The organism is Nocardioides albertanoniae, assembly GCF_006716315.1.
Taxonomy (GTDB): domain Bacteria; phylum Actinomycetota; class Actinomycetes; order Propionibacteriales; family Nocardioidaceae; genus Nocardioides; species Nocardioides albertanoniae.
Window position 1 is genome coordinate 436,226 of sequence record NZ_VFOV01000001.1, and the last position, 22,974, is coordinate 459,199.

The window sequence follows — 22,974 nt, forward strand, 5'->3', positions numbered from 1 at the left end:
GGTCGAGTTGGCACTGACGTGCCAACTCGACCTGCAGGAGTGACTTCTCGACGGGTGGTGCTGGGTCAGCCGAGGTTGAGCGCCTGGTCGGTGCGCGCGAAGGTCTCGCTGGCGAGCTCGGGGTCGGCGACCATGTCGGCGCCGCTGGCCGGGATCATGGTCTTGAGCTGCGGCTGCCAGGAGTCCCAGCGCTCCGGGAAGCAGCGCTGCAGGAGGTTGAGCATGATGCCCGGGGCGGTCGAGGCGCCCGGGGAGGCGCCGAGGAGGCCGGCGATGGTGCCGTCTTCGGCGGTGATGACCTCGGTGCCGAACTGGAGCACACCGTCGGGGCGGATGACCTGCACGCGCTGACCTGCAGTGATGCGTTCCCAGTCGTTGCGGTCCGCGGCGGGGAAGAAGTCCTGCAGGTCCTTGAACTTGGTCTTCGGCGAGGCCAGCAGCTGCTTGACCAGGTAGACGGTGAGGTCCATGTTGCTCAGACCCGCGCGCACCATCGGCAGCAGGTTGTGCGGGCGCACGGAGAGGAAGAGGTCGGTGAGCGACCCGGACTTGAGGAAGCGCGGGCTCCAGCCGGCGTACGGGCCGAACATCAGGTGGGTGTCGCCCTCGACGTAACGGGTGTCGAGGTGGGGCACCGACATCGGCGGAGCGCCGACGGCGGCCTTGCCGTAGGCCTTGGCCTTGTGCTGGGCGACGAGCTCCGGCTTCGACGTACGCAGGAACTCGCCGGAGACCGGGAAGCCGCCGAAGCCGCGGATCTCGCGGATCGAGGCCTTCTGCAGCAGCGGCAGCGCGTAGCCGCCGGCGCCGACGAAGACGAACCGCGACCGCAGGTGGTACTTCCCCGACGCGTTGCGGCCGTAGACGTGCCAGAAGCCGTCGGTGGTCTGGTGCAGGTCGGTGACCTCGGAGCCGGACTCCAGGTCGGCGCCCTTGTCGACCAGCGTCTTGGTCAGGATCGAGGTGAGCGAGCCGAAGTCGACGTCGGTGCCGGCGTTGGTCCAGGTGGCCGCGATCGGCTCGTTGGCCAGCGACTTCGACGTGCGGCCCTCGAGCAGCAGCGGCGCCCAGCCCTTGATGACCTCGGGGTCGGTGGAGAACTCCATCCCCGGGAAGAGCGGGTGGTCCTTGAGCGCCTCGTAGCGCTTGCGCAGGTAGTCGACGTTCTTCTCGCCCCACACGAACGACATGTGGGGCACGGTGTGGATGAACTTGTCGGGGTCGGGGATGCGACCGTTCTCGACGAGGAAGGACCACAGCTGGCGGGAGAGCTGGAACTGCTCGTTGACGCCCACGGCCTTGGTGATGTCGACCGAGCCGTCGGCCGTCTGTGGGCTGTAGTTGAGCTCGCACAGCGCGGAGTGGCCGGTGCCGGCATTGTTCCAGGGTCCGGAGGACTCCACGGCGAGCGAGTCGAGCCGCTCGATGAGCTTGATGGACCAGCTGGGCTCCAGCTCCTGGAGGAGCACGCCCAGGGTGGCGCTCATGATGCCGCCGCCGATCAGCACTACGTCAAGAGGTTCGTCCACAGGTCTTTTGTCTCGCTTTTGGGTCCGCAATGGTTAATCGGGGTCCTTAGATCGGTCTAAGTTGTGGGCAACTTCACTGCCCGGACCCCGGGGTGAGTCCAGCGTGATTCGGTCCTTCATTGTGGCTCACCGCACATGTCGGTGGTAGGCCAGGGTGGAGTTACGCTCGGGCGGTGCCACGCCTCTCTGACTCGCATCGCGCCTGGATCGACGAAGCTGTACGCCGTGTCGAGGCCGACGCGCAGCGCTCCGCCGACACCCATCTGCACGCCGTGCCGCTGCCGGGATGTCCGGGCATCGACCTCTACCTGAAGGACGAGTCCGTGCACCCCACCGGCTCGCTGAAGCATCGCCTGGCGAGGTCGCTGTTCCTGTACGCGGTGTGCAACGGCTGGCTCCACGAGGGCGCGACGGTCGTGGAGGCGTCCTCGGGGTCGACCGCGGTCTCCGAGGCCTACTTCGCCGGGCTCCTCGGCCTTCCGTTCGTCGCGGTGATGCCGCGCTCGACCTCGAAGGAGAAGGTCGCGCTGATCGAGTGGCACGGCGGCACCTGCCACTTCGTCGACCACGCCCCCGACATGTACGCCGAGGCCGAGCGTCTCGCCCGCGAGTGCGGCGGCCACTACATGGACCAGTTCACCTACGCCGAGCGGGCCACCGACTGGCGCGGCAACAACAACATCGCCGAGTCGATCTTCGACCAGATGTCGCAGGAGCGGCACCCGGTGCCGGCCTGGATCGTCGTCTCGGCCGGCACCGGCGGCACCTCGGCGACCATCGGCCGCTACCTCCACTACCGCCGCCACTCCACCAGGCTGCTCGTCGCCGACCCGGAGAACTCCGCGTTCTACGGCGGCTGGGAGAGCGACACCTCCGACTACGCCACCGGGATGCCCTCGCGCATCGAAGGCATCGGCCGCCCGCGGGTGGAGCCGTCGTTCGTCGGCGGGGTCGTCGACGACATGGTGCAGGTGCCCGACGCCGCCTCGATCGCGACGATGCGCTGGCTCTCGACCCGGATGGGCCGCTCGGTCGGCCCCTCCACGGGCACCAACGTGTGGGCATCGCTGGGCGTCGTACGCGAGCTGGTGGAGGCGGGCGAGCAGGGCAGCGTCGTCTCCCTGCTGTGCGACTCCGGCGAGCGCTACACCTCGTCCTACTACGACGACGCGTGGGTGAAGGAGAAGGGCATCGACCTGACCCCGTACGCCGCGGCCCTCGCCGACTACGAGCGCACCGGCGTGCTCGTCGACCCCTCCTGATCAGAGGTCGACTGCGCGAAGGATGCGTGCCAGATGCTCGTCGGCGTGGTCGACGAGCATTGCCGCGCTGTCGCCGCGGCACAGCGGCACCATCTTGCGTAGCCGATGTCTGTCCTTGCGTCCCAGCGAAGTGATGCGAAAGTCGCGGGCAGCGACCAGTGAAGCCAGCACCACGAAATCGACGCAGTGGCGAGAGGCCGCGCTGCCTCCGCCGAGATCGACGCGCGCTGCTGCCTTACCGACGAGCGCGCCGATCAAGTTGGGACGCAAGATGGTTCCGACTCGTCCCTCGACGGCGACGATCACAGCCTCGGTCCGAGCCAGCGCCTGAGTCGTCCCGGGTGAGGAGACTGTCGGGGCTCCGCCGACGCCAGTGCGAGACGCGGCGCGCTCCCCCACGCCTTCCGGGATGAGGACGTCGATCTGGGCCAGATCGCGACGCCACCGGTGTTGGTGGCCTTCGGCGCTGGTGTCAGCGGTGAAGCCCAGGTCGGCGAGCGCCGTCGTGAATCGGACGAGCATCAGGGGATCGGCACGGATGTTGATGACCGTGTCGGCGTCTGTCGTCGGGCGCGTCGGATAAGCGCCACGTTCAGCACAGTGCAGATGAACGAGCTGACCGCCGACGAGTGCCCAGTTCGCCGGGACCTTCGCGTGCAGCTCCATCATGGCGTGCCAGGACGCGGCCTGCGCATCATCCATCGGGGGCATGACGATCGGTTCGCTCATCGGTCGGCGGCGCTCCCCGGGCCGGCCGCGAGATCGCGCAGCGACTCGACGGCGCGGACAAGCTCGCGTGGGCCGCCGTGCTCTGCGAGATCGGCGGCGAGGAGCAGTTTTCGTGCCCGCTCATCGAGGTGCCGTGGTCGTGCGCCGGGAGCGAAGACATGCAGGACGACGTTGGCGCGGTCGCGGTCGACTTCGCTCAGCAGGTAGTCGTGCATGACGCCGTCGAGGTCATCTTTCAGTAGATACCCTTCGACGACGTCGCCGGCGCTGAGCCCTGACCCGGGATCCGAGAGCCCTGATCGCAGGATGCGGTGATCGCCGCGTAGGTCGGGCAGATCAGGCACCGAAGCATGGAAGCTGCGACGGGCGGCGCGATTGCGAAGTGCCCTCGACAGCATCCTGGCAACCTCGCGCTCGTTGTCGACATCTTCGGCCGCACCCAGCAGGGCCCGGAGGCGAGACCGCGCCCGAGAGCGATCGGGAGCTGCGAGATCACCGAGCCAGGAAGGGTCGCCGGAAGCGACCGCCACCAGTGCCCATGCTGACCGTGCGGACAGGGGCCGTCCGGGCTTGTGGGAGTCGGCGACGCGGCGCAGATCCTTGTCGTCGATGATCCAACGGCCGCCAACGCGCTCGGCGGGCAAGGATCCGTCTCGGATCCGTTGGTGGATGCGCTGTGGGCCGACGGCGAGTCGCTCGGCGGCTTCCGCGACACTGAGTCGGGCCATTGCCTGAATCCTTTAAAGTCATCGATGATTGCGGAAATACTATCGAAATCTCTAGGTTTCAGGCAATATATCGATGAGCGCTTCGCCGACTACGAGCGCACCGGCGTGCTCGTCGACCCCTCGTGACGCGCCCAGGTTCGTAGCCCCAGGGTGATCAGTGCCCACACACCGGCGACGATGACGATCTCGCTGACGATGTAGAAGGGCCACGGGCCGAGCAGGTCGAGCATCGAGGCCGTCGGTGGCTTGTAGCGCAGGTAGCCGTAGTTGGCGTCGAGCACGAGGTTGAGGGCGTACGCCGCGACGGCCCATGCCGCCGTGGTCGCGACGGTCCAGCCGTAGTCACGCCAGTGCGGCAGCAGCCCGAGGCCGAAGACCAGGTAGACGGCGGCGAGCACGACCATCAGGTGCAGGCCCCAGTAGGTGAGGTAGCTGACGTCCGGGAAGTCCTTCACGTCGGGCGTGAAGACGCCCTGGGTGGTCAGCGTGAGACCCCAGAAGCAGGCCAGCGCCGTCGGATAGGGGCGGTGGGTCCACAGCGCGACCGCTGCCGCGACCCACGCCAGGTCGCACAGCTGGAGCGGGAGGTCGATGAAGAGGTCGAAGTCGGTGACCCACTCGTGGGCCTGCAGCGGGATGGTCGTCAGGGGGATCGCCAGCGCGAAGCCTCTGGAGAACCTCGATGGTCTCCCGTACGCCCGCTGGCGCCTGCCCAGCCGGACGACCACCACGATCCCCGCAGCCAGCAGGGCCAACGGCACGAGGTGGGTCAGGCCGTACGCCTCCATGTGGGAAGTCTGACCCACCGACGACGGCCTGGACGACAAGCCGGAAAAAAGTTCTCGCGAATCCGCGTCATGCGATGACGGGTGGGCCGTTCCATCGGCGTGAGGGCGTTCGCCGGTGGGGGCGGACGACCCTCCGACACCAGGGTTGGTGGTTGATCCGGGGGGATCCGCCAGCTCGGTGGCTGTCCCTCTGAGTGCACACCGCGGGGGTGGTGTGCAACCAGAGGGACGCCTTGGTTTTCGGGGCCCTTACGCCTTCGTGCCGCTGACCGCGGTCGCGTAGGTCTCCTCGTCGTGCCGGATCTCCGCGGCGAGCCCCTGGTCCCGCATCAGCCCCGCGGCGATCGGAGCCTGATCCTCCCCGGCCTCGACGACGAGAATCCCGCCGGGCACCAGGTGATCCGGCGCCTGCGCGATCACGCGACGTTGGACGTCGAGCCCGTCCTCGCCGCCGTCGAGGGCGACCCGGTGCTCGTGGTCGCGGGCCTCGGGCGGCATGTCGGCGATCCGCGTCGTCGGGACGTAGGGCGCGTTGGCCAGGATCACGTCGAAGACGAGATCGCGGGGGAGCGGGTCGAAGAGGTCACCGAGGAGCACCTGGCCGCGAGCCGGCAGATTCGTCCGGGCGCAGTCCACGGCCGCCGGGTCGATGTCGGTCGCCCACACCTCGACCCCCGACACCCGTGCTGCGACGACCGCGCCGAGGGCACCGGTGCCGCACCCGAGGTCGAGCACGACCGGTCGCCGGGCCTGCCGCGACGGCCGCCCGAGGTGATCGACCGCCAGCTCGACCATCAGCGCCGAGCGCTGCCGAGGCACGAACACGCCGGGCGCCACCCGGACCCGGAGCCCGCAGAGCTCGGCCCAGCCCAGGACCGCCTCCAGCGGCTCGCCCGCCACGCGGCGTACGACCATGGCTTCTCGTTCCTGGGGCGAGACGGCCTCGCCCAGCAGCAGTGCCGCCTCCTCCTCGGCGAAGACACAGCCGGCCGCGCGCAGGCGCGCGACGAGCCCAGGACCAGGGGCTGGGTCACGAGCGGGGGAGGTCATTGGAGAAGATTGTCATGTGGACGCCCTGACTCCGATCGGTTTCATCGTCGCGGGCTATGCCGCCCTCGTGACGGTCGCGGCCGCGCTCGGCGTCGCGCTGAAGGCACCGCGGCCGAAGTGGCTCGACCAGCTCGCGTGGATGCTGGAGGTCTTGGCGCTCGTGCTCGCGCTCGGTGCGCTGGCCGGCTGGTCAGCCGGTCGCAAGCCGGAGTCGCTCTCGACCTTCCTGGGATACCTCGGCGCGCTGGTGTGCCTGATGCCGCTGGCGCTGCAGACCATGCGCGGCGACCGCTCGCCCTGGTCCTCGGGCGTGATCGCGGCGGCTGCCCTGGCGGTCGGGGTCGTCGCCGTGCGCGTCATGATGGTGCGATGAGTACCCCACGACGTCCTCGCTTCGCTCCGGGCGCCGCGGGGACCCCGAAAGGCGTGAATACCCCACGACGGCCCCGCTCCGGTCCGCACCTGGTGCTGCTGACCGTCTACGCGATCTTCGTGCTCGCGGCGGGAGCACGCTCGTTGGTGCAGGTCATCACGGAGTTCGAGGTGGCACCGGTCGCCTACTCGCTGTCCGTGGTCGCGGCGGCCACCTACGTCGCGGGCTGGTTCGCGATCCGCCGCGCGGCCAACGGCTCGACCGGTTTCGCCCGGATCATGCTCTGGATCGAGCTGGCGGGGGTGCTCGTCGTGGGCACGCTGTCGCTCACCGTGACGTCGTGGTTCCCGGACGCCTCGGTATGGTCGAAGTTCGGCAGCGGATACGGTTTCGTACCGGCGCTGCTGCCGATCCTGGGCCTCCTCTGGCTCTGGAAGGTCAAACCGAAGGAGACCGATGAGCCAGTCGACAGCAACCGCGATCTCGCCTGACTCGGGGGAGCACTGGTCCGCCCCGGGTGCGTGGACGGTCGCCGACGGCATCCACCGGATCCCGCTGCCGCTGCCGATGGACGGGCTCAAGGCGGTCAACATCTACGTCCTCGAGGGCGCCGACGGGCTCTCGCTCGTCGACGGCGGTTGGGCGATCACCGAGGGGCGCTCGGCCCTGGAGGCGGGGCTTGCGAAGCTCGGCTTCGAGTTCGGCGACATCCGCCGGTTCCTGGTCACCCATGTGCACCGCGACCACTACACGCTCGCCTCGGTGCTCGGCGGTGAGTTCGGCGCGGAGGTGCTGCTCGGCGCCGGCGACCGGCCCACGCTCGAGCTCACCAACGGTGACCTCGACGGCTGGATCTCGACCGACCGGCTGCTCGCTCACGCGGGTGCTCACGAGCTGGCCGAGGTGTGGGCGGCCAACCCGCCTCCCGCGCCCGACCTGGCCCACTGGCGGATGCCCGATCAGTGGCTCGACGGCGACGTACGCCTCTCCGTCGCCGGTCGCGAGCTCGACGCCGTGCACACCCCTGGCCACACCCAAGGCCATTACGTCTACGCCGACGCCGCGGCCGAGATCCTGTTCGCCGGCGACCACGTGCTGCCGACGATCACTCCCTCGATCGGCTTCGAGCCGGTGCCCGTCGTCGATCCGCTCGGCGACTTCATGGCGTCGCTGACGAAGGTGCGTTCGATGCCCGATCTGCGACTTCTGCCCGCCCACGGGCCGGTCGCCGACTCGTCGCACACGCGCGTCGACGAGCTCCTGGCCCACCACGAGGACCGGCTCGCGCAGAGCCTGGCGTCGCTGCGGGCCGGCCGGAGCTCGGCGCTCGAGGTGGCCAACGATCTCGGCTGGACCCGCCACGAGCGTGCCTTCAGCGAGCTCGACTTCTTCAACGCCGGCCTGGCCGTCATGGAGACCAAGGCTCACCTCGAGCTGCTAGCCGCCCGCGGTCAGGCGAGCCGTGAGGAGACCGAGGCGGGCATCACCTTCGCGATCAGCGGGTGAGCCGCATCGGGATGTGCGGGATCCCGTCCTCGAGGAACTCCTCGCCGTCCTTGACGAAGCCGAACGTCGCATACCAGCCGGCGAGCGGAGCCTGGGCGTCGAGCACGACGGCGCGGTCGGACGTCGCCTCGACGGCGGCGGTCATCATGACGTCGGAGAGGCCCTTGCCGCGGTAGGCAGGGGCGAGCACGACCCGGCCGATCCGCCACACGTCGCCGTCGTCGAGGATCCGTGCGGTGCCGGCGACCCGGTCGCCGTCGCTGAGCACCACGTGGAGCGTGCCCGGCTCGTGGTCGCGACCGTCCAGGTCGGGATACGGGCAGTCCTGCTCGACGATGAAGATCTCCTGGCGCAGCTGCCACAGGGCGTACGCGGTCTTCGGGCTCAGGTCGTCGAACGACGAGATGTTCACGCTGGTCACGCTGGGAGTCTGACACGTCCCCGGTGGCCTCGACGTGCCCGGTCACCGGTAGGGTGAACCACGACAGACAGGGGAGGCCGGGAGGCCTGAGAGTGCGGACGCCACGGGCCGCAGACCCTCCGAACCTGCTCCGGTTGACACCGGCGAAGGGAGTCAGAGTGCGCAAGCGTAGGCCTGCCATCACTGCCACTGCGATCGCTGCGGTCTCGGCGCTGCTGCTCGGCGCGTGCGGGAGCACGTCCACCGAGCCCGACAGCAAGCCGTCCGGCGGCGCCGACGACAAGTCGGTGGTGCTGCTGACCCACGACAGCTTCACGCTGCCGAAGGAGGTGCTGGCCGAGTTCAAGGAGAAGACCGGCTACACCGCGGAGATCCGGCACGCGGGCGACGGTGGCGAGCTGACCACCAAGATCGCCATGGACACCGGCAACCCCGACGGCGACGCCGTCTTCGGGCTCGACAACACCTTCGCCAGCCGGGCGATCGACCAGGGTGCGCTGGAGTCCTACACGCCGGCCAAGGTGCCCGAGGGCGTCTCCGAGTTCGACCTTCCCGGCGACGACGACCACTTCCTCACCCCGGTCGACAACGGCAGCGTGTGCGTCAACGTCGACACCGAATGGTTCGCGGCGAAGAAGCTGGCGCCGCCGAGGTCGCTCGACGACCTGGCGAAGCCGGCGTACAAGGATCTGCTGGTCACCCCGGGTGCGGCGACGTCGACGCCGGGGATGGCCTTCCTGCTCGCGACGATCGCCGAGTACGGCGAGGACGACTGGGAGTCCTACTGGGGCAAGCTGATCGACAACGGCGCCAAGGTCGTCGACGGCTGGGACCAAGCCTACTACTCCGACTTCACCCAGGGCGGCGGCAAGGGCAAGCGCCCGATCGTCGTCTCCTACGACTCCTCGCCGGCGTTCACCCTCGAGGACGGGAAGTCGACGACCGCGGCCCTGCTCGACACCTGCTTCCGACAGGTCGAGTACGCCGGCGTGCTCAAGGGCGCCGACCACCCCGAAGGCGCCCAGGCGCTGATCGACTTCCTGCTCACCGACAGCGTCCAGGAGGCACTGCCGGAGAGCATGTACGTCTTCCCCGTCTCTTCGAGCGCCCAGCTGCCCGCCGACTGGGCCAAGCACGCCAAGCAGCCGACCTCGCCGCTCTCCGTCGACCCCGAGGAGATCGAGGAGAACCGGGAGGCCTGGCTGGCGACGTGGAGTGACACGATCGCGCAGTGACCTCTCGCTTGGGGAGCCCCACCCGCCGCGCCGTGTCCGGACGCATCGGGACCCTGATCGCACTCGCCGCCATCCCGGTGGCGGTGCTGGCGGTCTTCTTCGTGCTGCCGGTCACCGGGATGGTGCAGCGCGGCTTCATGGCCGACGGGGCCTTCGACCCCGCGGTCGTGATCCGGGTGCTCGAGCGGTCAGAGATCCAGCGGGCGCTCTGGTTCACGCTGTGGTCCTCGGGGCTGGCGACGATGTTGAGCGTCGCGCTGGGGCTGCCGGCGGCGTTCGCGCTCAGCCGGCTGAGCTTCCCGCTGCAGCGGGTGATCCGGGCGGGGCTGCTGGTGCCGTTCGTGCTCCCGACGGTGGTCGTCGGTGTCGCCTTCCGTGAGCTCATCGGCGAGGCGGGAGTCCTGGCATTCCTGGGGCTCGACGGCACACCGACCGCGATCATCCTGGGCCTGGTCTTCTTCAACGCCTCGGTGGTGATCCGTGCGGTCGGGGCGGCCTGGGAGTCGCTCGACCCGCGCCCGGGCGAGGCGGCTTCGGCGCTGGGTGCTGGGCCGGTGCGGGTGTTCATGACGATCACGCTGCCGGCGCTGCGTCCCGCGATCGTGTCGGCCGCGTCGGTGGTCTTCCTCTTCTGCGCCACCGCCTTCGGGATCGTGCTCACCCTCGGTGGGGTCCGCTACAACAGCATCGAGACCGAGATCTACAAGCTGACCTTCACGCTCTTCGACCTGCCTGGCGCCGCGGTGCTGTCGGTGCTCCAGCTGGTGGTCGTCGTCGGGTTGCTGGTCGTGGCCGGTCGGCTTCGGGCGGTGCCCGACCCGGCGCAGTCCCGGGTCGTCGTACGCCGCCGGCGGGTCTCGCTCCGCGACCTCCCGGTCCTGGCGTCGACGGCGGTGCTGGTCCTGCTGGTCGCCGGGCCGATGCTGGCGCTGCTGCTCGGATCGCTGCGGGTGGACGACCGCTGGAGCCTCGCGAACTACGTCGCGCTGCAGACGCCGGGCTTCGACCCGCCGCTGCCGGTGCCGGTCACCCAGGCGCTGGTGACGTCGCTGGCGGTCGCGGTGCAGGCCGCCCTGGTCGCGCTGGCGCTCGGCCTGCTGGTCGCCTTCGCGGTGACCCGTCGGTCGCGGACCCGTGGCGAGCGCCGGGTGCGGGCGGTGCTCGACGGGCTGTTCATGGTGCCGCTCGGAGTCAGCGCCGTGACGCTGGGTCTCGGGCTCTACCTGACCCTCGGATCGCCGCCGCTGGACCTGCGCGACGCCCCCTGGCTCGTACCCCTGGCCCAGGCGCTCGTCGCGCTTCCGCTGGTGGTGCGCACGCTGGTCCCGGTGCTGGGTTCGGTCGACGACCGGTTGCGGCAGGCCGCCGCCGGACTCGGCGCCGGGCCGCTGCGTACGGTCATGACCGTCGATGCACCCGCCGTCTGGAAGCCGCTGCTCGCCTCCTCAGGCTTCGCCTTCGCGGCCTCGCTCGGCGAGTTCGGCGCCACCTCGTTCCTTGTACGCGAGGAGCGCCCCACGCTCCCCGTCGTCATCCTCCGGCTGCTGTCCCGCCCAGGGTCCGACAACTACGGCATGGCCCTCGCCGCCGCCTGCGTCCTCGCCGTCGCCACCGCCGCCGTGATGCTCCTCGTCGAGCGTCTCCGCGTCCCCTCGATCGGAGCCCTGTGAACCCCATCCGCCGAAACGTCACTCCTGCAGGTCGAGAGGTCGCTTGTGCAGGTCGAAAGGTCACGGCTGTACGTCGAAGCGTCAGTCCTGCAGGTCGAGAAGTCACGTCTGCAGGACTGACTTCTCGGCCTGCACGAGTGACGCTTCGGCCTGCACGAGTGACGCTTCGGCCTGCACGAGTGACGCTTCGGCCTGCACGAGTGACCTTTCGGGGAGGAGAGAGTGATGCTGTCGCTGCGTGAGGTGTCGGTCGCGTACGACGGGACGACCGCGGTCGAAGACGTCAGCCTGGAGCTGGGTGACGGCGAGGTCCTGGCGCTGCTGGGGCCGTCGGGGTCGGGGAAGTCGACGCTGCTGCGAGCCGTGGCCGGGCTGGAGGATGCGGGGGGAGCGATCGAGTGGGACGGCCGGTCGCTGCGTGGGGTGCTGACGCACAAGCGTGGGTTCGCGCTGATGTTCCAGGACGGGCAGCTGTTCCCGCATCTCACCGTCGCCGGCAACGTCGCCTACCCGATGCGACTGCGCCGCATGGCCGCCGCCGTCCGCACGAAAAAGGCAGGTGATCTGCTGGAGCTCGTCGGCCTGGGCGGCTATCAGGACCGTCTCCCCGGCACCCTCAGCGGTGGCGAGCGGCAGCGGGTCGCGCTCGCCCGGGCGCTCGCGGTCGAACCACGGCTGCTGCTCCTCGACGAGCCGCTCTCCGCACTCGACGCCGGGCTGCGGGAGCGCCTGGCGGGAGACCTGAGACGGATCCTGCACGAGTCCGGCACGACGGCGCTGATGGTCACGCACGACCAGGAGGAGGCCTTCGCCGTCGCCGACCGGATCGCGCTGCTGCGTGACGGGCGGCTGGTGCAGGAGGGCACGCTCCGGGACGTGTGGGCGACGCCGACCGACGCCTGGGCCGCGAGCTTCCTGGGCTACGCCCGAGTGCTCGAGGGTGCTGCGGCACGCACCGTCCTGGAGGCCGCCGGGATGACCTCCGCCGACGAGGTCGCGCTGCGCCGCTCGGCCTTCGTCGCCGACCCCTCCGGGCCGCTCACCGGCACCGTGGTCTCGGCCAGGGCGACGCCGGAACAGCTGCGGCTCGTCGTACGTCTTCCGGGCGTCGGAGAGGTCGACGCGGTCGCCGACGAAGCGCCCGCACCGGGGGAGAACATCGCGCTCCGCGTCGAGCCGAACCGTCTCGCGATCCCGGAATCAGCTCTCCCCGAATCGGCAGCGCACCCACCCCCCACTTAGAATTAGCGGCTATGTATCGACGCGCTCAGATCCTCCTCGTCGGAAGCGCGCTGATCTTCGGCCTGATCGCAGTCGTGACCGCGCAGATCGTCGACAAGCGCATGCTCGACCCAGAGGGCTTCCTCGGACCCACGTGGCTCCGCCTTCCCCTCCTGGTCGGAGCGGCGCTCCTCGTCGACCTCGTGCCACGGACGCTGTGGAAATCGAAGTTCAACTGGCGGGCGATGGGGCCGATCTTCACGTCTCGGCTCCGCAGTCACTGGACCCGCGAGCGGCTGACGCTCGTGGCGATGGGCATCGTCTGCTTCTACCTGGTCTACGTCTGTTACCGGAACCTCAAGTCGTTCCTGCCGTTCGTGGTGCCGGAGACCTACGAGTTCGACCACGAGCTGCACCTGATCGACAAGGCGGTGCTCTTCGGCGCCGACCCGGCGATCATGCTCCACGACCTCCTCGGCACCGGCTGGGTGGCCTGGTTCCTCTCCTACATCTACATGTGGTTCCTGCCGCTGGTGCCGTTCGCCGTCGCCGGCTGGCTGGTGTGGTCGCGCAACCTCGCCTACGGCTACTGGTTCGTCAGCGCGCAGTGCATCGCGTGGATCCTCGGCACGGTCTCCTACTACTGCCTGCCGACCGTCGGCCCCGGGCTGAACTACCCCTATCTCTACTCCGACCTGCCGGACACGCCGGCGAGCGCGTTGATGCAGTCGTTGGTCTTCACCCGACAACATGTGCTCTTCGACGTCGACTCCAACGTGGTGCAGTCCGTCGGCGGGTTCGCCTCGCTGCACTGCGGCATCACCCTGCTGATGGCGCTGATGATCCAGGCGACGATCAACAACAAGATCGCCCGCTGGGCCGGCTGGATCAACTTCGGGATCACCGTCGTCGCGACCATCTACTTCGGCTGGCACTACCTCGCCGACGACGTCGCGGGTTGCATGATCGCCCTGGTCGCCTACTACCTCGGTGGTCTGGCGGCGAACCAGAAGTTCCAACGCAAGGGCGTACGCAGGCTTCGCGTGGAGTCCGACGAGATCGCCGAACGCGAGTCCAAGGTGGCCCACGAGTTGACCTGATCGGTCTGCGCGCTGGGCTTAGGGTGGCGGTTGTGAACGCCATCGATGCCACCGCACTGACTTCACTTCTCGACGGCCGCTACGCCGCGGTCAGAGCCGACGTACGCACGTCGCTCACCGACCACGCCGGGTTCCTCGACGAGGTCGAGGAGCTGCCTCGAGCCGAGTACCGCGATCGGGTCCTGGAGGTGCTGCTCGAGATCTCCGCGACCGGCCAGTCGGGGCTCGGCTTCCCGAAGGAGTACGGCGGCGGTGGCGATGTCGGTGCCTCCATCGCTGCCTTCGAGGAGATGGCCGGAGGCGACCTCTCGCTGCTGGTGAAGTCGGGCGTGCAGTTCGGCCTCTTCGGCGGCGCGATCCTCCAGCTGGGCACGGCGCGCCACCACGACGCCTACCTGGCCGACATCGTGGCCGGGCGGCTGCTCGGGTCGTTCGCGATGACCGAGCACGGGCACGGTTCCAACGTGGCCGCGGTGGCGACTGTGGCCACCTACGATCCGGCTGCGCAGGAGTTCGTCATCGAGACGACCCAGGAGGACGCCTACAAGGACTACATCGGCAACGCGGCCGCTCACGGCGAGCTCGCGGTCGTCTTCGCTCAGCTCGTCGTCGGTGGCGAGGAGCGCGGCGTCCACGCGTTCGTCGTGCCGATCCGGGTCTCCGGCGAGGTCGCTCCCGGAGTGCGCATCGAGGACGACGGGCTCAAGATGGGCCTCAACGGCGTCGACAACGGACGGATCTGGTTCTCGGGCGTGCGGGTGCCGCGTACGTCGCTGCTCAACCGCTTCGCGGACGTCACCGAGGAGGGCGACTACGTCTCCGACATCGAGTCGGCGGGCCGCCGCTTCTTCACCATGCTCGGCACCCTCATCCAGGGGCGCGTCTCGGTCGGCGGGGCCGGCATCCGGGCCTCCGAGGTCGCGCTGACGATCGCGGTCCGCTACGCGCTGCGGCGGCGACAGTTCGAGGCGACCTCCGAGACCTCCGAAGACCTGCTGCTCGACTACGGACAGCACCAGCGGCGCCTGCTGCCGCTCGTCGCGCGCACCTATGCGCTGCGCTTCGCGCAGGAGGTCGTACGCGACGATCTGCACGCCGTCTTCAGCGGTGCCGAGACCTCGGAGCATGCCCGCCGCGAGCTCGAGTCGCGGGCCGCCGGCACCAAGGCGCTGGCGACCTGGCACGCCACCCGGGTTATCCAGGAGTGCCGGGAGGCGTGCGGTGGCGCGGGCTATCTGGCCGCCAACCGCTTCACCGCGCTGAAGGCCGACACCGACGTGTTCACGACCTTCGAGGGCGACAACACGGTGCTGCTGCAGCTGGTGGCGAAGGGCCTGCTCACCGACTACTCGAGCGAGTTCTCGGAGATGGACCAGCTCGCGATGGTGCGTTTCGTGGCCGGTCTCGCCGTCGACACCGTCCTGGAGCGCACCGCCGTGCACAAGCTGCTCGAACGGGTCCGTGACGTCGTACCGATCGCGGGTGAGCGCGAGCCCGACATTCTCGACTCCGACTACCACCTGGCGATGCTGCGCTTCCGTGAGGAGCACATGCTCGGCGGCGTCGCCCGACGCCTGAAGGCCGGCGTCGATGCCGGACGTAACGCCGGCGAGGTGTTCTCCTCCGTGCAGGACCACGTCATCGGGGTGGCGCACGCCCACGTCGAGCGGCTGATCCACGAGGCGTTCAGCGAGAAGGTACGCAGCCTGCCCGAGGGCGACCTCCACGACCTGATGGAGCAGCTCTGCGACCTCAACGCCCTCTCCGTCATCGAGGCCGACCGCGCCTGGTTCATGGAGCACGGACGCCTCTCCTCCGAGCGCTCCAAAGCCATCACCTCCGAGGTCAACCGCCTCTGCCGCGAGCTGCGCCCCCACGCTCGCCTGCTCGTCGACGGTTTCGGGGTGCCCGAGCCGCTGCTGCGTGCCAAGGACCTGCTCGGCTGAGGTGCGGGGCTGGCGGCGGGGTGGATGCTCACCGAGGTAACTCGGTCGGGTGTCACTTCCTTCGTGGAGCTCCACGAGGTCAGCGTGCGTTCACCGAGTTACCTCGGTGAGCATCCAACCCAGGGCCGTGCAAGATAACGGGCCGCTGGTTGTCCACAGTCCATGTTCGATTCGCCGTTATCCACAGCGCGCCATTTTCAGGTCGGAAATGTCGGTGTGGAGACGAACCCTGGATCCATGGACCCACTACGAATCATCACCGCCGCTGAAGGTTTCTTCACACGCAGGGAAGCGAAGAACGCGGGCTACGCAGACCGCGAGATCACTGGGGTCGTCCGTCAAGGCGCATGGCATCGGATCAGGCGCGGGGCCTACGTGTTTGCCGACGAGTGGAAAGCGCTCGATGCGGTCGGACGACACCGCGTCCGTGCCCGAGCCGTGCAGCGTTCGCTAGGCCGCAAGGTCGTGCTGAGTCACTCGTCCGGCATGGTTGCTCACGGGATCGATCTGTGGGGTGTGGACCTGGCCAAGGTGCATGTCACCAGGCTCGACGGTGCCGGCAGGCCGCTCGAGGGAGACGTCGTCCACCACCTGGGCGTCGTCGGGGAGGAAGAGATCGAGACACAGGACGGGCTGCGTACGCTGCCCGCGGTTCGGTGCGCGCTGGAGACGAGCCTCCAAGCCACCGATGAGGTCGCTCAGTGTCTTCTCGATGCCGGTCTGAGGGCGAAGGCGTTCACGAAGGAGGAGCTCGTCGCCGAATACAGACGGATGAACCAGTGGCCCTTCAGCCACCCTCTCGGAGCCGCGGTCGCTCACGCGGATCCGTTGTCGGGGTCGATCGCGGAGTCCCGCTGTCTGTGGTTGTTCCGTGTCGGCGGCCTGCCGCGCCCGCTGCTGCAGGTGCCCGTCCACCGTGCCGACGGTTCGCTCGTCGGCGTCATCGACTGGGCCTGGCCCCAGTTTCGGCTGTTCGGAGAGTTCGACGGGAAGGTGAAGTACGGAAAGCTGCTCCGGCCCGGCCAGTTGCCGAGCGAGGCGGTGTTCGAGGAGAAGCGGCGCGAGGACGAGATTCGCGAGATCACCGACTACGGGTTCGTGCGGGTCGTCTGGGACGACCTGGACAGACCCAGGCAGACCCTGTCCCGATTCGAGTCTCGGATGCGGGTCGCCAGCTGATCCCGCCTCGGCTGGTTGACTGGCCATGTGGCCAGACTGATCCTCATCAACGGGATGCCCGGAGTCGGAAAGTCGACGCTCGCCAGGCGCTTCGCGGCCGACCACCCGGGCACGCTGGTGTGCGACATCGATCTGCTGCGCACGTTCATCAGCGGGTGGCGCGGCGACTTCGTCGGCGCCGGGGCACGGATCCGGCCGGCGGCGTTGGGAATGATCCGGGGCTATCTCCGCGAGTCCGGCGACGTCGTGCTACCACAGCTGCTGGCCAGGCTCAGCGAGCTCGAGCGCTTCGAGAAAGCGGCGCATGACGCCGGCGCCGAGTTCGTGGAGGTCTTGATCGAGGCAGCCGAGGACGACGGCGTGCGCCGTTTCCACGATCGCGACGACGGCAACGACCCGTGGCACCCGATCGTGAGGGACATCGTGTGGGAGTCCGGTGGCGACGAGCACCTGCGTGTGTACGTCTCCAAGCTCGCCGACCTGCGGGCGCAACGTCCCGCGACGAAGGTCATTCCCAGCGTCGCCGGAGAGGTGGACGCGACCTACGCCTCGTTGCGCACCGCGCTGGATGGATGCTGACCGAGGTACCTCGGTAAATGAACGCTGCCTTCGTGGAATCCCACGAAGGCAGCGCGACCTGACTGAGTTACCTCGGTGAATATCGGCCGCTCGACCGAGTTACCTCGGTCAGCATCCGCGACCCGACCGACTACCTCGGTCGACACCCGCAGCGGCGAGAGAACCTCAGTGACCCGAGTTCTTGAACCGGTCGACCGAAGCCTCGATCTCCTCGATGGCCTTGTCCTTGCCGACCCAGCCGGAGCCCTTGACGGTCTTGCCGGGCTCGAGGTCCTTGTAGTGCTCGAAGAAGTGCTTGATCTCGTTGAGCGTCCACTCGTCGACGTCGCCGAGGTCCTGGATGTGGTCGAAGCGGGGGTCGCAGGGGACGCAGAGGACCTTCTCGTCCTGGCCCTTCTCGTCCTCCATGACATACATCGCGACGGGGCGCGACTCGACCAGCACGCCCGGGAAGAGCGGGTAGGGAGTCAGCACCAGCGCGTCGAGCGGGTCCCCGTCGCCACCGAGCGTGTCTTCGATGTAGCCGTAGTCTGCGGGGTACATCATGGAGGTGAACAGGACGCGGTCGAGTCGAAGCCGGTTCGACTCGTGGTCCACCTCGTACTTGTTGCGGGATCCCTTGGGGACCTCGATCAGTACGTCGAACTCGTGCGCCACTTTTTGCCTCCAGACAAACCAAAACGGAATGCCGGACAGTCTGACATCGATGAGCGTCAGGTCCGGCATCGAGGAGGATATCCGTGGAGCCGCACAGCCAGCCGAAGTGGCCTTCCGAAGAGCCGGAGGAAGCCCGCGGCAAGCTGGTGATCGTCCTGCCCCTGGTGCTGGCGCTCCTCGTCGGAGCGGCAGCGGGAGCGTACGCCCTGGGGTGGGTGCGGTATGCCCGCGGCAACGTCGCGCCGACCCCTCCGCCCGCGGCGCTGCACATCCGGGCGGTCAGCCCCGCGGCGGTCACCGGAGAAGAGACCCATGCTCCCGGAAAGCCCGATCAGGCCGCGCTGGAGCAGGTGATGCGCGGCATGGTCCGCGACAAGCGCCTCGGCAGGCACCTCAAGGCCACCATCTCCTCGCTCGACGGCCCGCCCCTGGTCGCCCACGGCACCGGCGCCTCCACACCGGCGAGCGTGACGAAGCTGCTGACCAGTGCGGCGGTGCTCGAGGCGTACGGATCGGAGCGTCGTTTCGAGACCACGACCACGCTCCAGGGGTCGACCCTCACCCTGGTCGGCGGTGGTGACGCATCTCTCACCACGGCCGATCTCGACACCCTCGCCGCCGAGACCGCGGACGCGCTCGGGACCAAGACGGTCAAGCTCGCCTACGACGACAGCCTCTTCGCGGGTCCGTCGGTCAGCCCGGCCTGGCGCCCGGGATACATGGGGAGCGTCGTCGGTGAGATCACCGCGCTGCTGGTCGACCACGGCCGCTCGCCGGAAGGCGCGCACAGCAGGGACACGTCCCAGGCCGCGGCCGACCAGTTCAAGCGAGCCCTGGCCAAGCACGGGATCAAGGTCGTCGGCAAGCCCACACGGGGCACGAAGGCCGGCACCCAGCTCGCCAGCCATCGGGGCGACACGTTGCGCGAGATCGTCGAGTACACGCTCGTGCACAGCGACAACCAGCTCGCCGAGGTGCTCGCCCGTCACGTCGGTGTCGCCGCAGGTGAGGCGACGTTCGACGGCTCGACGAAGGCGATCAGGGCAACGCTCGCAGACCTCGGCATCGACACCGACGGCCTCGTCCTCCGTGACGGCTCGGGCCTGTCCCGGCAGAACCGGATCCCACCGAGCCTGCTGGCGAGCACGATCCAGACCGCCGCCGACCCCGACCGCCCCGAGCTCGCGCCCGTGCTGACCGGCCTCCCGGTCGCCGGCTGGGTCGGCTCGCTCTCGCTGCGGTTCAACTTCGACGCCGAGCCGGGCCGGGGCCTGGTCCGCGCCAAGACCGGCACCCTCACCGGTGTCTCCTCGCTCGCGGGCATCACGGTCGACGCCCGCGGCACCCCGTTCGTCGTCGTGCTGATGGCCGACCGCTTCAAGAAGGACAAGACCTTGGACGTACGCGACGCGCTCGACGACGCGATGACCGCGGTCGCGACGTGTCGATGTTCGGGGTAGGCCGGTTCGGCTACGGTCGTACGCATGACCCATCGCGCTGAGGACACCAGCCCGTCCGGAGCCTCCATGGTCGATTGGGACCTGGCCGTACGCCTTGGCGCCAAGGTCGCCGGCGAGGGCCCGATCGTCTCCCGTACGGAGGCCCAGCACGCCGTCGAGGAGCTGCGCGCCGACGCAGCGAAGGCCACCGAGTTCGTACGCGACTTCACCGGTCTCGACGCGCCCCGCGACACCGCCCCGGTGCTGGTGGTCGACAGGAAGGGCTGGATCCAGGCCAACGCCGACACCTTCGCCAACGTGATCACGCCGGTGGTCGACCGGATGACCGAGAAGCGCGCGCCGGGCGCCTTCACACAGGCCGTCGGCTCGAAGATCAGTGCTGCTGAGGTCGGTGGCCTGCTCGGCTTCATGTCCTCGAAGATCCTCGGCCAGTTCGACCCGTTCTCCGACCCGTCGGGCCGGCTGCTGCTGGTCGCCCCCAACGCCGTCCACGTCGAGCGTGAGCTCGGCCTCGACCCGACCGACTTCCGGCTGTGGGTCTGCCTCCACGAGGAGACCCACCGGGTGCAGTTCACCGCGAGCCCGTGGATGCGCGACCATCTCTTCACCCAGATCGAGGGCCTCTCCGACGCGATGGACCCGGCCTCGCTCTTCGACGGCGGGCTGCAGCGGGTCACCGAGGCGCTCAAGGGCAACGGCAGCATCGTCGACGCGTTCGCCAAGCCCGAGCAGAAGGAGATCATCGACCGGGTGACCGGGATGATGTCGCTGCTCGAGGGCCACGCCGACGTGGTCATGGACGACGTCGGCCCCGGCGTGATCCCGAGCGTCACCTCGATCCGCAAGGCCTTCAACAAGCGCCGCCAGGGCATCGGCGTGCTCGACCGTCTGCTGCGCAGGCTCCTTGGTCTCGAGGCCAAGATGGCGCAGTACCGCGACGGCGCGAAGTTCGTACGCCACGTCGTCGACCGGGTCGGCATGGAGGAGTTCAACGCCGTCTTCGCCGGCCCCGAGAACCTCCCGTCGAAGGCCGAGATCGTCGACCCGGACGCCTGGGTCGCTCGCGTCCTCTAGCCGGCGATGAGCCTCCACCCCTCCGTCGCCGCCGTACGCCGCCCCGTCCGAGCCACGCTCGAGCAGCTCGAGCCGGGCGAGACGGTGATCGTGGCCTGCTCCGGGGGCGCCGACTCGCTGGCGCTGGCCTCCGCGGCGGTCTTCGAGGGCCACAAGCTCGGCCTGCAGATCATCGGCGTGACCGTCGACCACGGGATGCAGGCCGGCAGCGCCGACCAGGCCGCGAAGGTCGTCGAGCAGCTGGCAGAGATCGGCGTCGACGAGACCGTGACCGCGACCGTCGAGGTCAGGGCCGACGGTGACGGCCCCGAGGCGGCGGCGCGACAGGCCCGCTATGCGGTCCTCGACCAGCTCGCCGAGCGTCTCGGGGCGAGCACGATCCTGCTCGGCCACACCCGTGACGACCAGGCCGAGACCGTGCTGCTGGGGCTGACCAGGGGGTCGGGCGCCCGCAGCCTCTCCGGGATGAGGTCGGCCTTCGACCGCTACCGTCGCCCGCTCCTGGCCACCACCAGGACCGACACCGAGACCGCCTGCCAGGTCCAGGGGCTCGAGGTGTGGCACGACCCGCACAACCGCGACTTCGCCTACACCCGCGCGCGCATCCGCCACCGTGTGCTCCCCACGCTCGAGGACCATCTCGGCCCCGGGGTGACCGACGCCCTGGCACGCACCGCCGAGCAGCTCCGCGACGACGCCGACTTCATCGACGACATCGCCGAGGCCGCCCACCGCGACCTCGGCGAGACCCTCGCCGTCGCGACCCTCGCGCGCTATCCGGCCGCTGTCCGCACCCGGGTGCTCCGCATCGCCGCGCTCGAAGCGGGCAGTCCTCCTGCCGAGCTGACCCGCGAGCACGTGAAGGCCGTCGACACGCTGGTCACCGGCTGGCGCGGCCAGCGCTGGATCGACCTGCCGGGTCACCTGCTGGCGCGGCGTACGGATGGCGTGATCGTCTTCGAGCGCAAACAGAGCGGAGAATCGGGACCGTTCACGGGAAACCTTTAGCATGGCGCTCATGGACACCGAGTACGTCGGCGACGACCTCGTGAAGACCCTTTTCACCCACGACGAGATCCAGGCGAAGGTCGAGGAGATGGCCCGCCGGATCGAGAAGGACTACGAGGGTGAGGACCTGCTCATCGTCGGCGTCCTACGAGGCGCGGTGATGATCATGGCCGACCTCGCCCGGGCCCTGAACCGCCACGTCGAGATGGACTGGATGGCCGTCTCCTCCTACGGCTCCGGCACCAAGTCGAGCGGCGTCGTGCGCATCCTGAAGGACCTCGACACCGACGTCACCGGCAAGCACGTGCTCGTCGTCGACGAGATCATCGACTCGGGCCTCACCCTGACCTGGCTGACCTCCAACCTCACCAGCCGCGGCCCGGCGAGCATCGAGATCGCCACCCTGCTCCGCAAGCCCGAAGCGGTCAGCATGCCCGTCGAGGTGAAGTACGTCGGCTGGGACATCCCCGACGAGTTCGTGGTCGGCTACGGCCTCGACTTCAACGAGAAGTACCGCAACCTGCGCGACATCTCGGCCCTCGCCCCGCACATCTACAGCTGAGCCTCACTTCACCTCAGCCGGCTGGGCGTACGCTCGCGATCACCTTCTCGAGCGCTGCGTCCGGGTTCGACCCCTCGGCGCCCCGGTCGGCGACGACCACGAAGAGCGCGTAACCGGAGTCCTTGGGCACGGCCACGACGGTCACCTCGATGGCGGGCACCGGACATGTCTGGGTGGCCGGCGTCGTCGTGGCGGTCACCGCGGTCGCCTCGGTGCGGCCTCCGTTCACCGTGACCGACCGCGGCTCGCCCAGCGACCCGGTGGGGCTGCTGCCGCCGTCGTCCTGAGCGGCTGCCTTGGCCCAGTGGGTCGCGGTCGCCTCGATGGTGCCCTTGTCGGAGATGGAGCCGGGCGTCACGAAGCCGACCAGGGTGTGCCAGTTGTCGTCGCACCAGTCGTCGCCGTAGGAGGCGATGCCGTGCATGAGCGCCGTGATCTCGCCGGCGGGCGACTCGAACCCGGCGAGCCCGCCGGGGGTCGGCTCCCAGTCGGGAGGCACGTCGTAGGCCATCTTGTCCTTGGGCGACGTCACCTTCTTCCAGGCACCGGCCGGGACCGGCGCCGGCGCGACCGACTTCGGAGGCGCCGCCGCCTGGGTGCTCTCGGACGTACCGCCCGCCGGCGGAGCCGGATCGCCGCTCGCGTCCTGGGCCAGGAGGCGCCAGGCGAGCACGCCGGCGGTGGCGACGACGGCGATCAGCGCGAGCGCCAGCACCGCGATGATCACGGCGGCCGTACGGCTGTTGGTGCTGTTCCCGGCAGAAGGCGTCCCGAGCCCGTTCTGGGTCATGGCCACACTTTAGGTCAGCGCAGGTCCAGGGCAGTGGCAGCGCAGCGCCGGGGCCGCGCTTTCGCTGAGGGCGCAACGCTCGGATGGGATCGGGCACGATTTGCCGT

24 protein-coding genes, 1 pseudogene and 1 riboswitch are annotated in these 22,974 nt (G+C 69.2%); of the genes and pseudogenes, 17 read left to right on the forward strand and 8 right to left on the reverse strand.

The features are described from left to right. Window positions 1-65: 65 nt before the first annotated feature. Window positions 66-1,529, reverse strand: a complete 1,464-nt coding sequence (locus tag FB381_RS02115) for a malate:quinone oxidoreductase (RefSeq protein ID WP_141778759.1) — start codon at window positions 1,527-1,529, stop codon at window positions 66-68. A 173-nt stretch (window positions 1,530-1,702) separates the two neighbouring features. On the opposite strand from FB381_RS02115, the gene cds1 reads away from it, so the two are divergent. After that, complete coding sequence (gene cds1, locus FB381_RS02120; protein ID WP_141778760.1) at window positions 1,703-2,791, forward strand: L-cysteine desulfhydrase Cds1; 1,089 nt, start codon at window positions 1,703-1,705, stop codon at window positions 2,789-2,791. Here the strand turns inward: cds1 and FB381_RS02125 are convergent, their stop codons facing one another. Together FB381_RS02125 and FB381_RS02130 are read right to left on the reverse strand one after the other, a co-directional pair. Continuing rightward, complete coding sequence (locus FB381_RS02125) at window positions 2,792-3,520, reverse strand: hypothetical protein (RefSeq protein ID WP_141778761.1); 729 nt, start codon at window positions 3,518-3,520, stop codon at window positions 2,792-2,794. Further along, window positions 3,517-4,248 (reverse strand): helix-turn-helix domain-containing protein, encoded by a 732-nt coding sequence (locus tag FB381_RS02130; protein WP_141778762.1) that lies wholly within the window; start codon window positions 4,246-4,248, stop codon window positions 3,517-3,519. Before FB381_RS02130 ends, FB381_RS02125 begins: the two co-directional genes overlap by 4 nt. On the opposite strand from FB381_RS02130, the gene FB381_RS23785 reads away from it, so the two are divergent. Further along, window positions 4,186-4,374 carry a hypothetical protein gene (locus FB381_RS23785; protein ID WP_170225003.1) on the forward strand — a complete coding sequence of 63 codons (189 nt, stop codon included), beginning with the start codon at window positions 4,186-4,188 and terminating at the stop codon, window positions 4,372-4,374. The two genes, FB381_RS02130 and FB381_RS23785, sit on opposite strands and share 63 nt — an antisense overlap. Here FB381_RS23785 and FB381_RS02135 read toward each other — a convergent pair. Together FB381_RS02135 and FB381_RS02140 are read right to left on the reverse strand one after the other, a co-directional pair. Continuing rightward, a complete protein-coding gene (locus tag FB381_RS02135) occupies window positions 4,338-5,054 on the reverse strand; it encodes a YwaF family protein (RefSeq protein WP_141778763.1) in 717 nt (238 codons plus the stop codon). The two genes, FB381_RS23785 and FB381_RS02135, sit on opposite strands and share 37 nt — an antisense overlap. A gap of 231 nt (window positions 5,055-5,285) precedes the next feature. Continuing rightward, window positions 5,286-6,086: a putative protein N(5)-glutamine methyltransferase gene (locus tag FB381_RS02140; RefSeq protein WP_141778764.1), complete on the reverse strand. Its 801-nt coding sequence runs from the start codon at window positions 6,084-6,086 to the stop codon at window positions 5,286-5,288. Between the two features lie 16 nt (window positions 6,087-6,102). Here FB381_RS02140 and FB381_RS02145 point away from each other — a divergent pair, with 16 nt between their 5' ends. From FB381_RS02145 to FB381_RS02155, 3 genes are read left to right on the forward strand one after another with little or no spacing between them, the layout of a single operon-like run. Then, on the forward strand, window positions 6,103-6,459 hold the full coding sequence (locus tag FB381_RS02145) for a hypothetical protein (RefSeq protein WP_141778765.1): 357 nt from the start codon (window positions 6,103-6,105) through the stop codon (window positions 6,457-6,459). Window positions 6,460-6,512: 53 nt separating this feature from the next. Beyond that, window positions 6,513-6,950 carry a hypothetical protein gene (locus FB381_RS02150; RefSeq protein WP_141782559.1) on the forward strand — a complete coding sequence of 146 codons (438 nt, stop codon included), beginning with the start codon at window positions 6,513-6,515 and terminating at the stop codon, window positions 6,948-6,950. Beyond that, window positions 6,916-7,965, forward strand: a complete 1,050-nt coding sequence (locus tag FB381_RS02155; protein ID WP_141778766.1) for an MBL fold metallo-hydrolase — start codon at window positions 6,916-6,918, stop codon at window positions 7,963-7,965. Before FB381_RS02150 ends, FB381_RS02155 begins: the two co-directional genes overlap by 35 nt. Here the strand turns inward: FB381_RS02155 and FB381_RS02160 are convergent. Continuing rightward, window positions 7,955-8,386, reverse strand: coding sequence for a GNAT family N-acetyltransferase (locus FB381_RS02160; protein ID WP_141778767.1), 432 nt, complete (start codon window positions 8,384-8,386; stop codon window positions 7,955-7,957). The two genes, FB381_RS02155 and FB381_RS02160, sit on opposite strands and share 11 nt — an antisense overlap. A 59-nt stretch (window positions 8,387-8,445) precedes the next feature. Next, window positions 8,446-8,555: riboswitch (TPP riboswitch) on the forward strand. Here FB381_RS02160 and FB381_RS02165 point away from each other — a divergent pair. The 8 genes and pseudogenes from FB381_RS02165 to FB381_RS02195 all read left to right on the forward strand — a co-directional run bounded on the left by FB381_RS02165 (window position 8,545) and on the right by FB381_RS02195 (window position 17,316). After that, window positions 8,545-9,621, forward strand: coding sequence for a thiamine ABC transporter substrate-binding protein (locus FB381_RS02165; protein WP_141778768.1), 1,077 nt, complete (start codon window positions 8,545-8,547; stop codon window positions 9,619-9,621). It overlaps the preceding riboswitch by 11 nt. Then, window positions 9,618-11,291 carry an ABC transporter permease gene (locus FB381_RS02170; protein WP_246087919.1) on the forward strand — a complete coding sequence of 558 codons (1,674 nt, stop codon included), beginning with the start codon at window positions 9,618-9,620 and terminating at the stop codon, window positions 11,289-11,291. Before FB381_RS02165 ends, FB381_RS02170 begins: the two co-directional genes overlap by 4 nt. A gap of 225 nt (window positions 11,292-11,516) precedes the next feature. After that, window positions 11,517-12,533, forward strand: coding sequence for an ABC transporter ATP-binding protein (locus FB381_RS02175; RefSeq protein ID WP_141778769.1), 1,017 nt, complete (start codon window positions 11,517-11,519; stop codon window positions 12,531-12,533). Window positions 12,534-12,544: 11 nt separating this feature from the next. Continuing rightward, the gene (locus tag FB381_RS02180; RefSeq protein WP_141778770.1) at window positions 12,545-13,612 is read left to right on the forward strand and encodes a phosphatase PAP2 family protein; all 1,068 of its coding nucleotides are present in this window, start codon (window positions 12,545-12,547) and stop codon (window positions 13,610-13,612) included. A 32-nt stretch (window positions 13,613-13,644) separates the two neighbouring features. Beyond that, window positions 13,645-15,558: an acyl-CoA dehydrogenase family protein gene (locus FB381_RS02185; RefSeq protein WP_141778771.1), complete on the forward strand. Its 1,914-nt coding sequence runs from the start codon at window positions 13,645-13,647 to the stop codon at window positions 15,556-15,558. A gap of 237 nt (window positions 15,559-15,795) precedes the next feature. Next, window positions 15,796-15,930, forward strand: a pseudogene (locus FB381_RS24550) (type IV toxin-antitoxin system AbiEi family antitoxin domain-containing protein); the annotation flags it as partial. Between the two features lie 114 nt (window positions 15,931-16,044). Then, window positions 16,045-16,737 (forward strand): hypothetical protein, encoded by a 693-nt coding sequence (locus FB381_RS02190; RefSeq protein WP_141778772.1) that lies wholly within the window; start codon window positions 16,045-16,047, stop codon window positions 16,735-16,737. 27 nt (window positions 16,738-16,764) lie between these two features. Beyond that, window positions 16,765-17,316, forward strand: coding sequence for an AAA family ATPase (locus FB381_RS02195; protein ID WP_141778773.1), 552 nt, complete (start codon window positions 16,765-16,767; stop codon window positions 17,314-17,316). 165 nt (window positions 17,317-17,481) lie between these two features. Here FB381_RS02195 and FB381_RS02200 read toward each other — a convergent pair whose 3' ends face one another. Next, window positions 17,482-18,042 carry an inorganic diphosphatase gene (locus FB381_RS02200; protein WP_425465435.1) on the reverse strand — a complete coding sequence of 187 codons (561 nt, stop codon included), beginning with the start codon at window positions 18,040-18,042 and terminating at the stop codon, window positions 17,482-17,484. Between the two features lie 14 nt (window positions 18,043-18,056). Here FB381_RS02200 and dacB point away from each other — a divergent pair, with 14 nt between their 5' ends. From dacB to hpt, 4 genes are read left to right on the forward strand one after another with little or no spacing between them, the layout of a single operon-like run. Continuing rightward, a complete protein-coding gene (gene dacB, locus FB381_RS02205; protein ID WP_141778775.1) occupies window positions 18,057-19,433 on the forward strand; it encodes a D-alanyl-D-alanine carboxypeptidase/D-alanyl-D-alanine endopeptidase in 1,377 nt (458 codons plus the stop codon). A 24-nt stretch (window positions 19,434-19,457) separates the two neighbouring features. Further along, complete coding sequence (locus FB381_RS02210; RefSeq protein ID WP_141778776.1) at window positions 19,458-20,507, forward strand: zinc-dependent metalloprotease; 1,050 nt, start codon at window positions 19,458-19,460, stop codon at window positions 20,505-20,507. 6 nt (window positions 20,508-20,513) lie between these two features. Beyond that, on the forward strand, window positions 20,514-21,515 hold the full coding sequence (tilS, locus tag FB381_RS02215; RefSeq protein WP_141778777.1) for a tRNA lysidine(34) synthetase TilS: 1,002 nt from the start codon (window positions 20,514-20,516) through the stop codon (window positions 21,513-21,515). A 10-nt stretch (window positions 21,516-21,525) separates the two neighbouring features. After that, window positions 21,526-22,077: a hypoxanthine phosphoribosyltransferase gene (gene hpt / locus FB381_RS02220; RefSeq protein WP_141778778.1), complete on the forward strand. Its 552-nt coding sequence runs from the start codon at window positions 21,526-21,528 to the stop codon at window positions 22,075-22,077. A 13-nt stretch (window positions 22,078-22,090) separates the two neighbouring features. On the opposite strand, the gene FB381_RS02225 is transcribed toward hpt, so the two are convergent. Beyond that, on the reverse strand, window positions 22,091-22,867 hold the full coding sequence (locus FB381_RS02225) for a DUF8017 domain-containing protein (protein ID WP_141778779.1): 777 nt from the start codon (window positions 22,865-22,867) through the stop codon (window positions 22,091-22,093). Window positions 22,868-22,974: the final 107 nt, after the last annotated feature.

What these genes read in the sequence shown, in the direction of transcription:
- FB381_RS02125 (WP_141778761.1), bottom strand. Translation starts at nt 3,520, where the DNA reads ATGAGCGAACCGATCGTCATGCCCCCGATGGATGATGCGCAGGCCGCG.
- FB381_RS02130 (WP_141778762.1), bottom strand. Translation starts at nt 4,248, where the DNA reads ATGGCCCGACTCAGTGTCGCGGAAGCCGCCGAGCGACTCGCCGTCGGC.
- FB381_RS02140 (WP_141778764.1), bottom strand. Translation starts at nt 6,086, where the DNA reads ATGACCTCCCCCGCTCGTGACCCAGCCCCTGGTCCTGGGCTCGTCGCG.
- FB381_RS02155 (WP_141778766.1), top strand. Translation starts at nt 6,916, where the DNA reads ATGAGCCAGTCGACAGCAACCGCGATCTCGCCTGACTCGGGGGAGCAC.
- FB381_RS02175 (WP_141778769.1), top strand. Translation starts at nt 11,517, where the DNA reads ATGCTGTCGCTGCGTGAGGTGTCGGTCGCGTACGACGGGACGACCGCG.
- FB381_RS02180 (WP_141778770.1), top strand. Translation starts at nt 12,545, where the DNA reads ATGTATCGACGCGCTCAGATCCTCCTCGTCGGAAGCGCGCTGATCTTC.
- FB381_RS02190 (WP_141778772.1), top strand. Translation starts at nt 16,045, where the DNA reads ATGGTTGCTCACGGGATCGATCTGTGGGGTGTGGACCTGGCCAAGGTG.
- FB381_RS02200 (WP_425465435.1), bottom strand. Translation starts at nt 18,042, where the DNA reads ATGCCGGACCTGACGCTCATCGATGTCAGACTGTCCGGCATTCCGTTT.
- FB381_RS02210 (WP_141778776.1), top strand. Translation starts at nt 19,458, where the DNA reads ATGACCCATCGCGCTGAGGACACCAGCCCGTCCGGAGCCTCCATGGTC.
- tilS (WP_141778777.1), top strand. Translation starts at nt 20,514, where the DNA reads ATGAGCCTCCACCCCTCCGTCGCCGCCGTACGCCGCCCCGTCCGAGCC.
- hpt (WP_141778778.1), top strand. Translation starts at nt 21,526, where the DNA reads ATGGACACCGAGTACGTCGGCGACGACCTCGTGAAGACCCTTTTCACC.
- FB381_RS02225 (WP_141778779.1), bottom strand. Translation starts at nt 22,867, where the DNA reads ATGACCCAGAACGGGCTCGGGACGCCTTCTGCCGGGAACAGCACCAAC.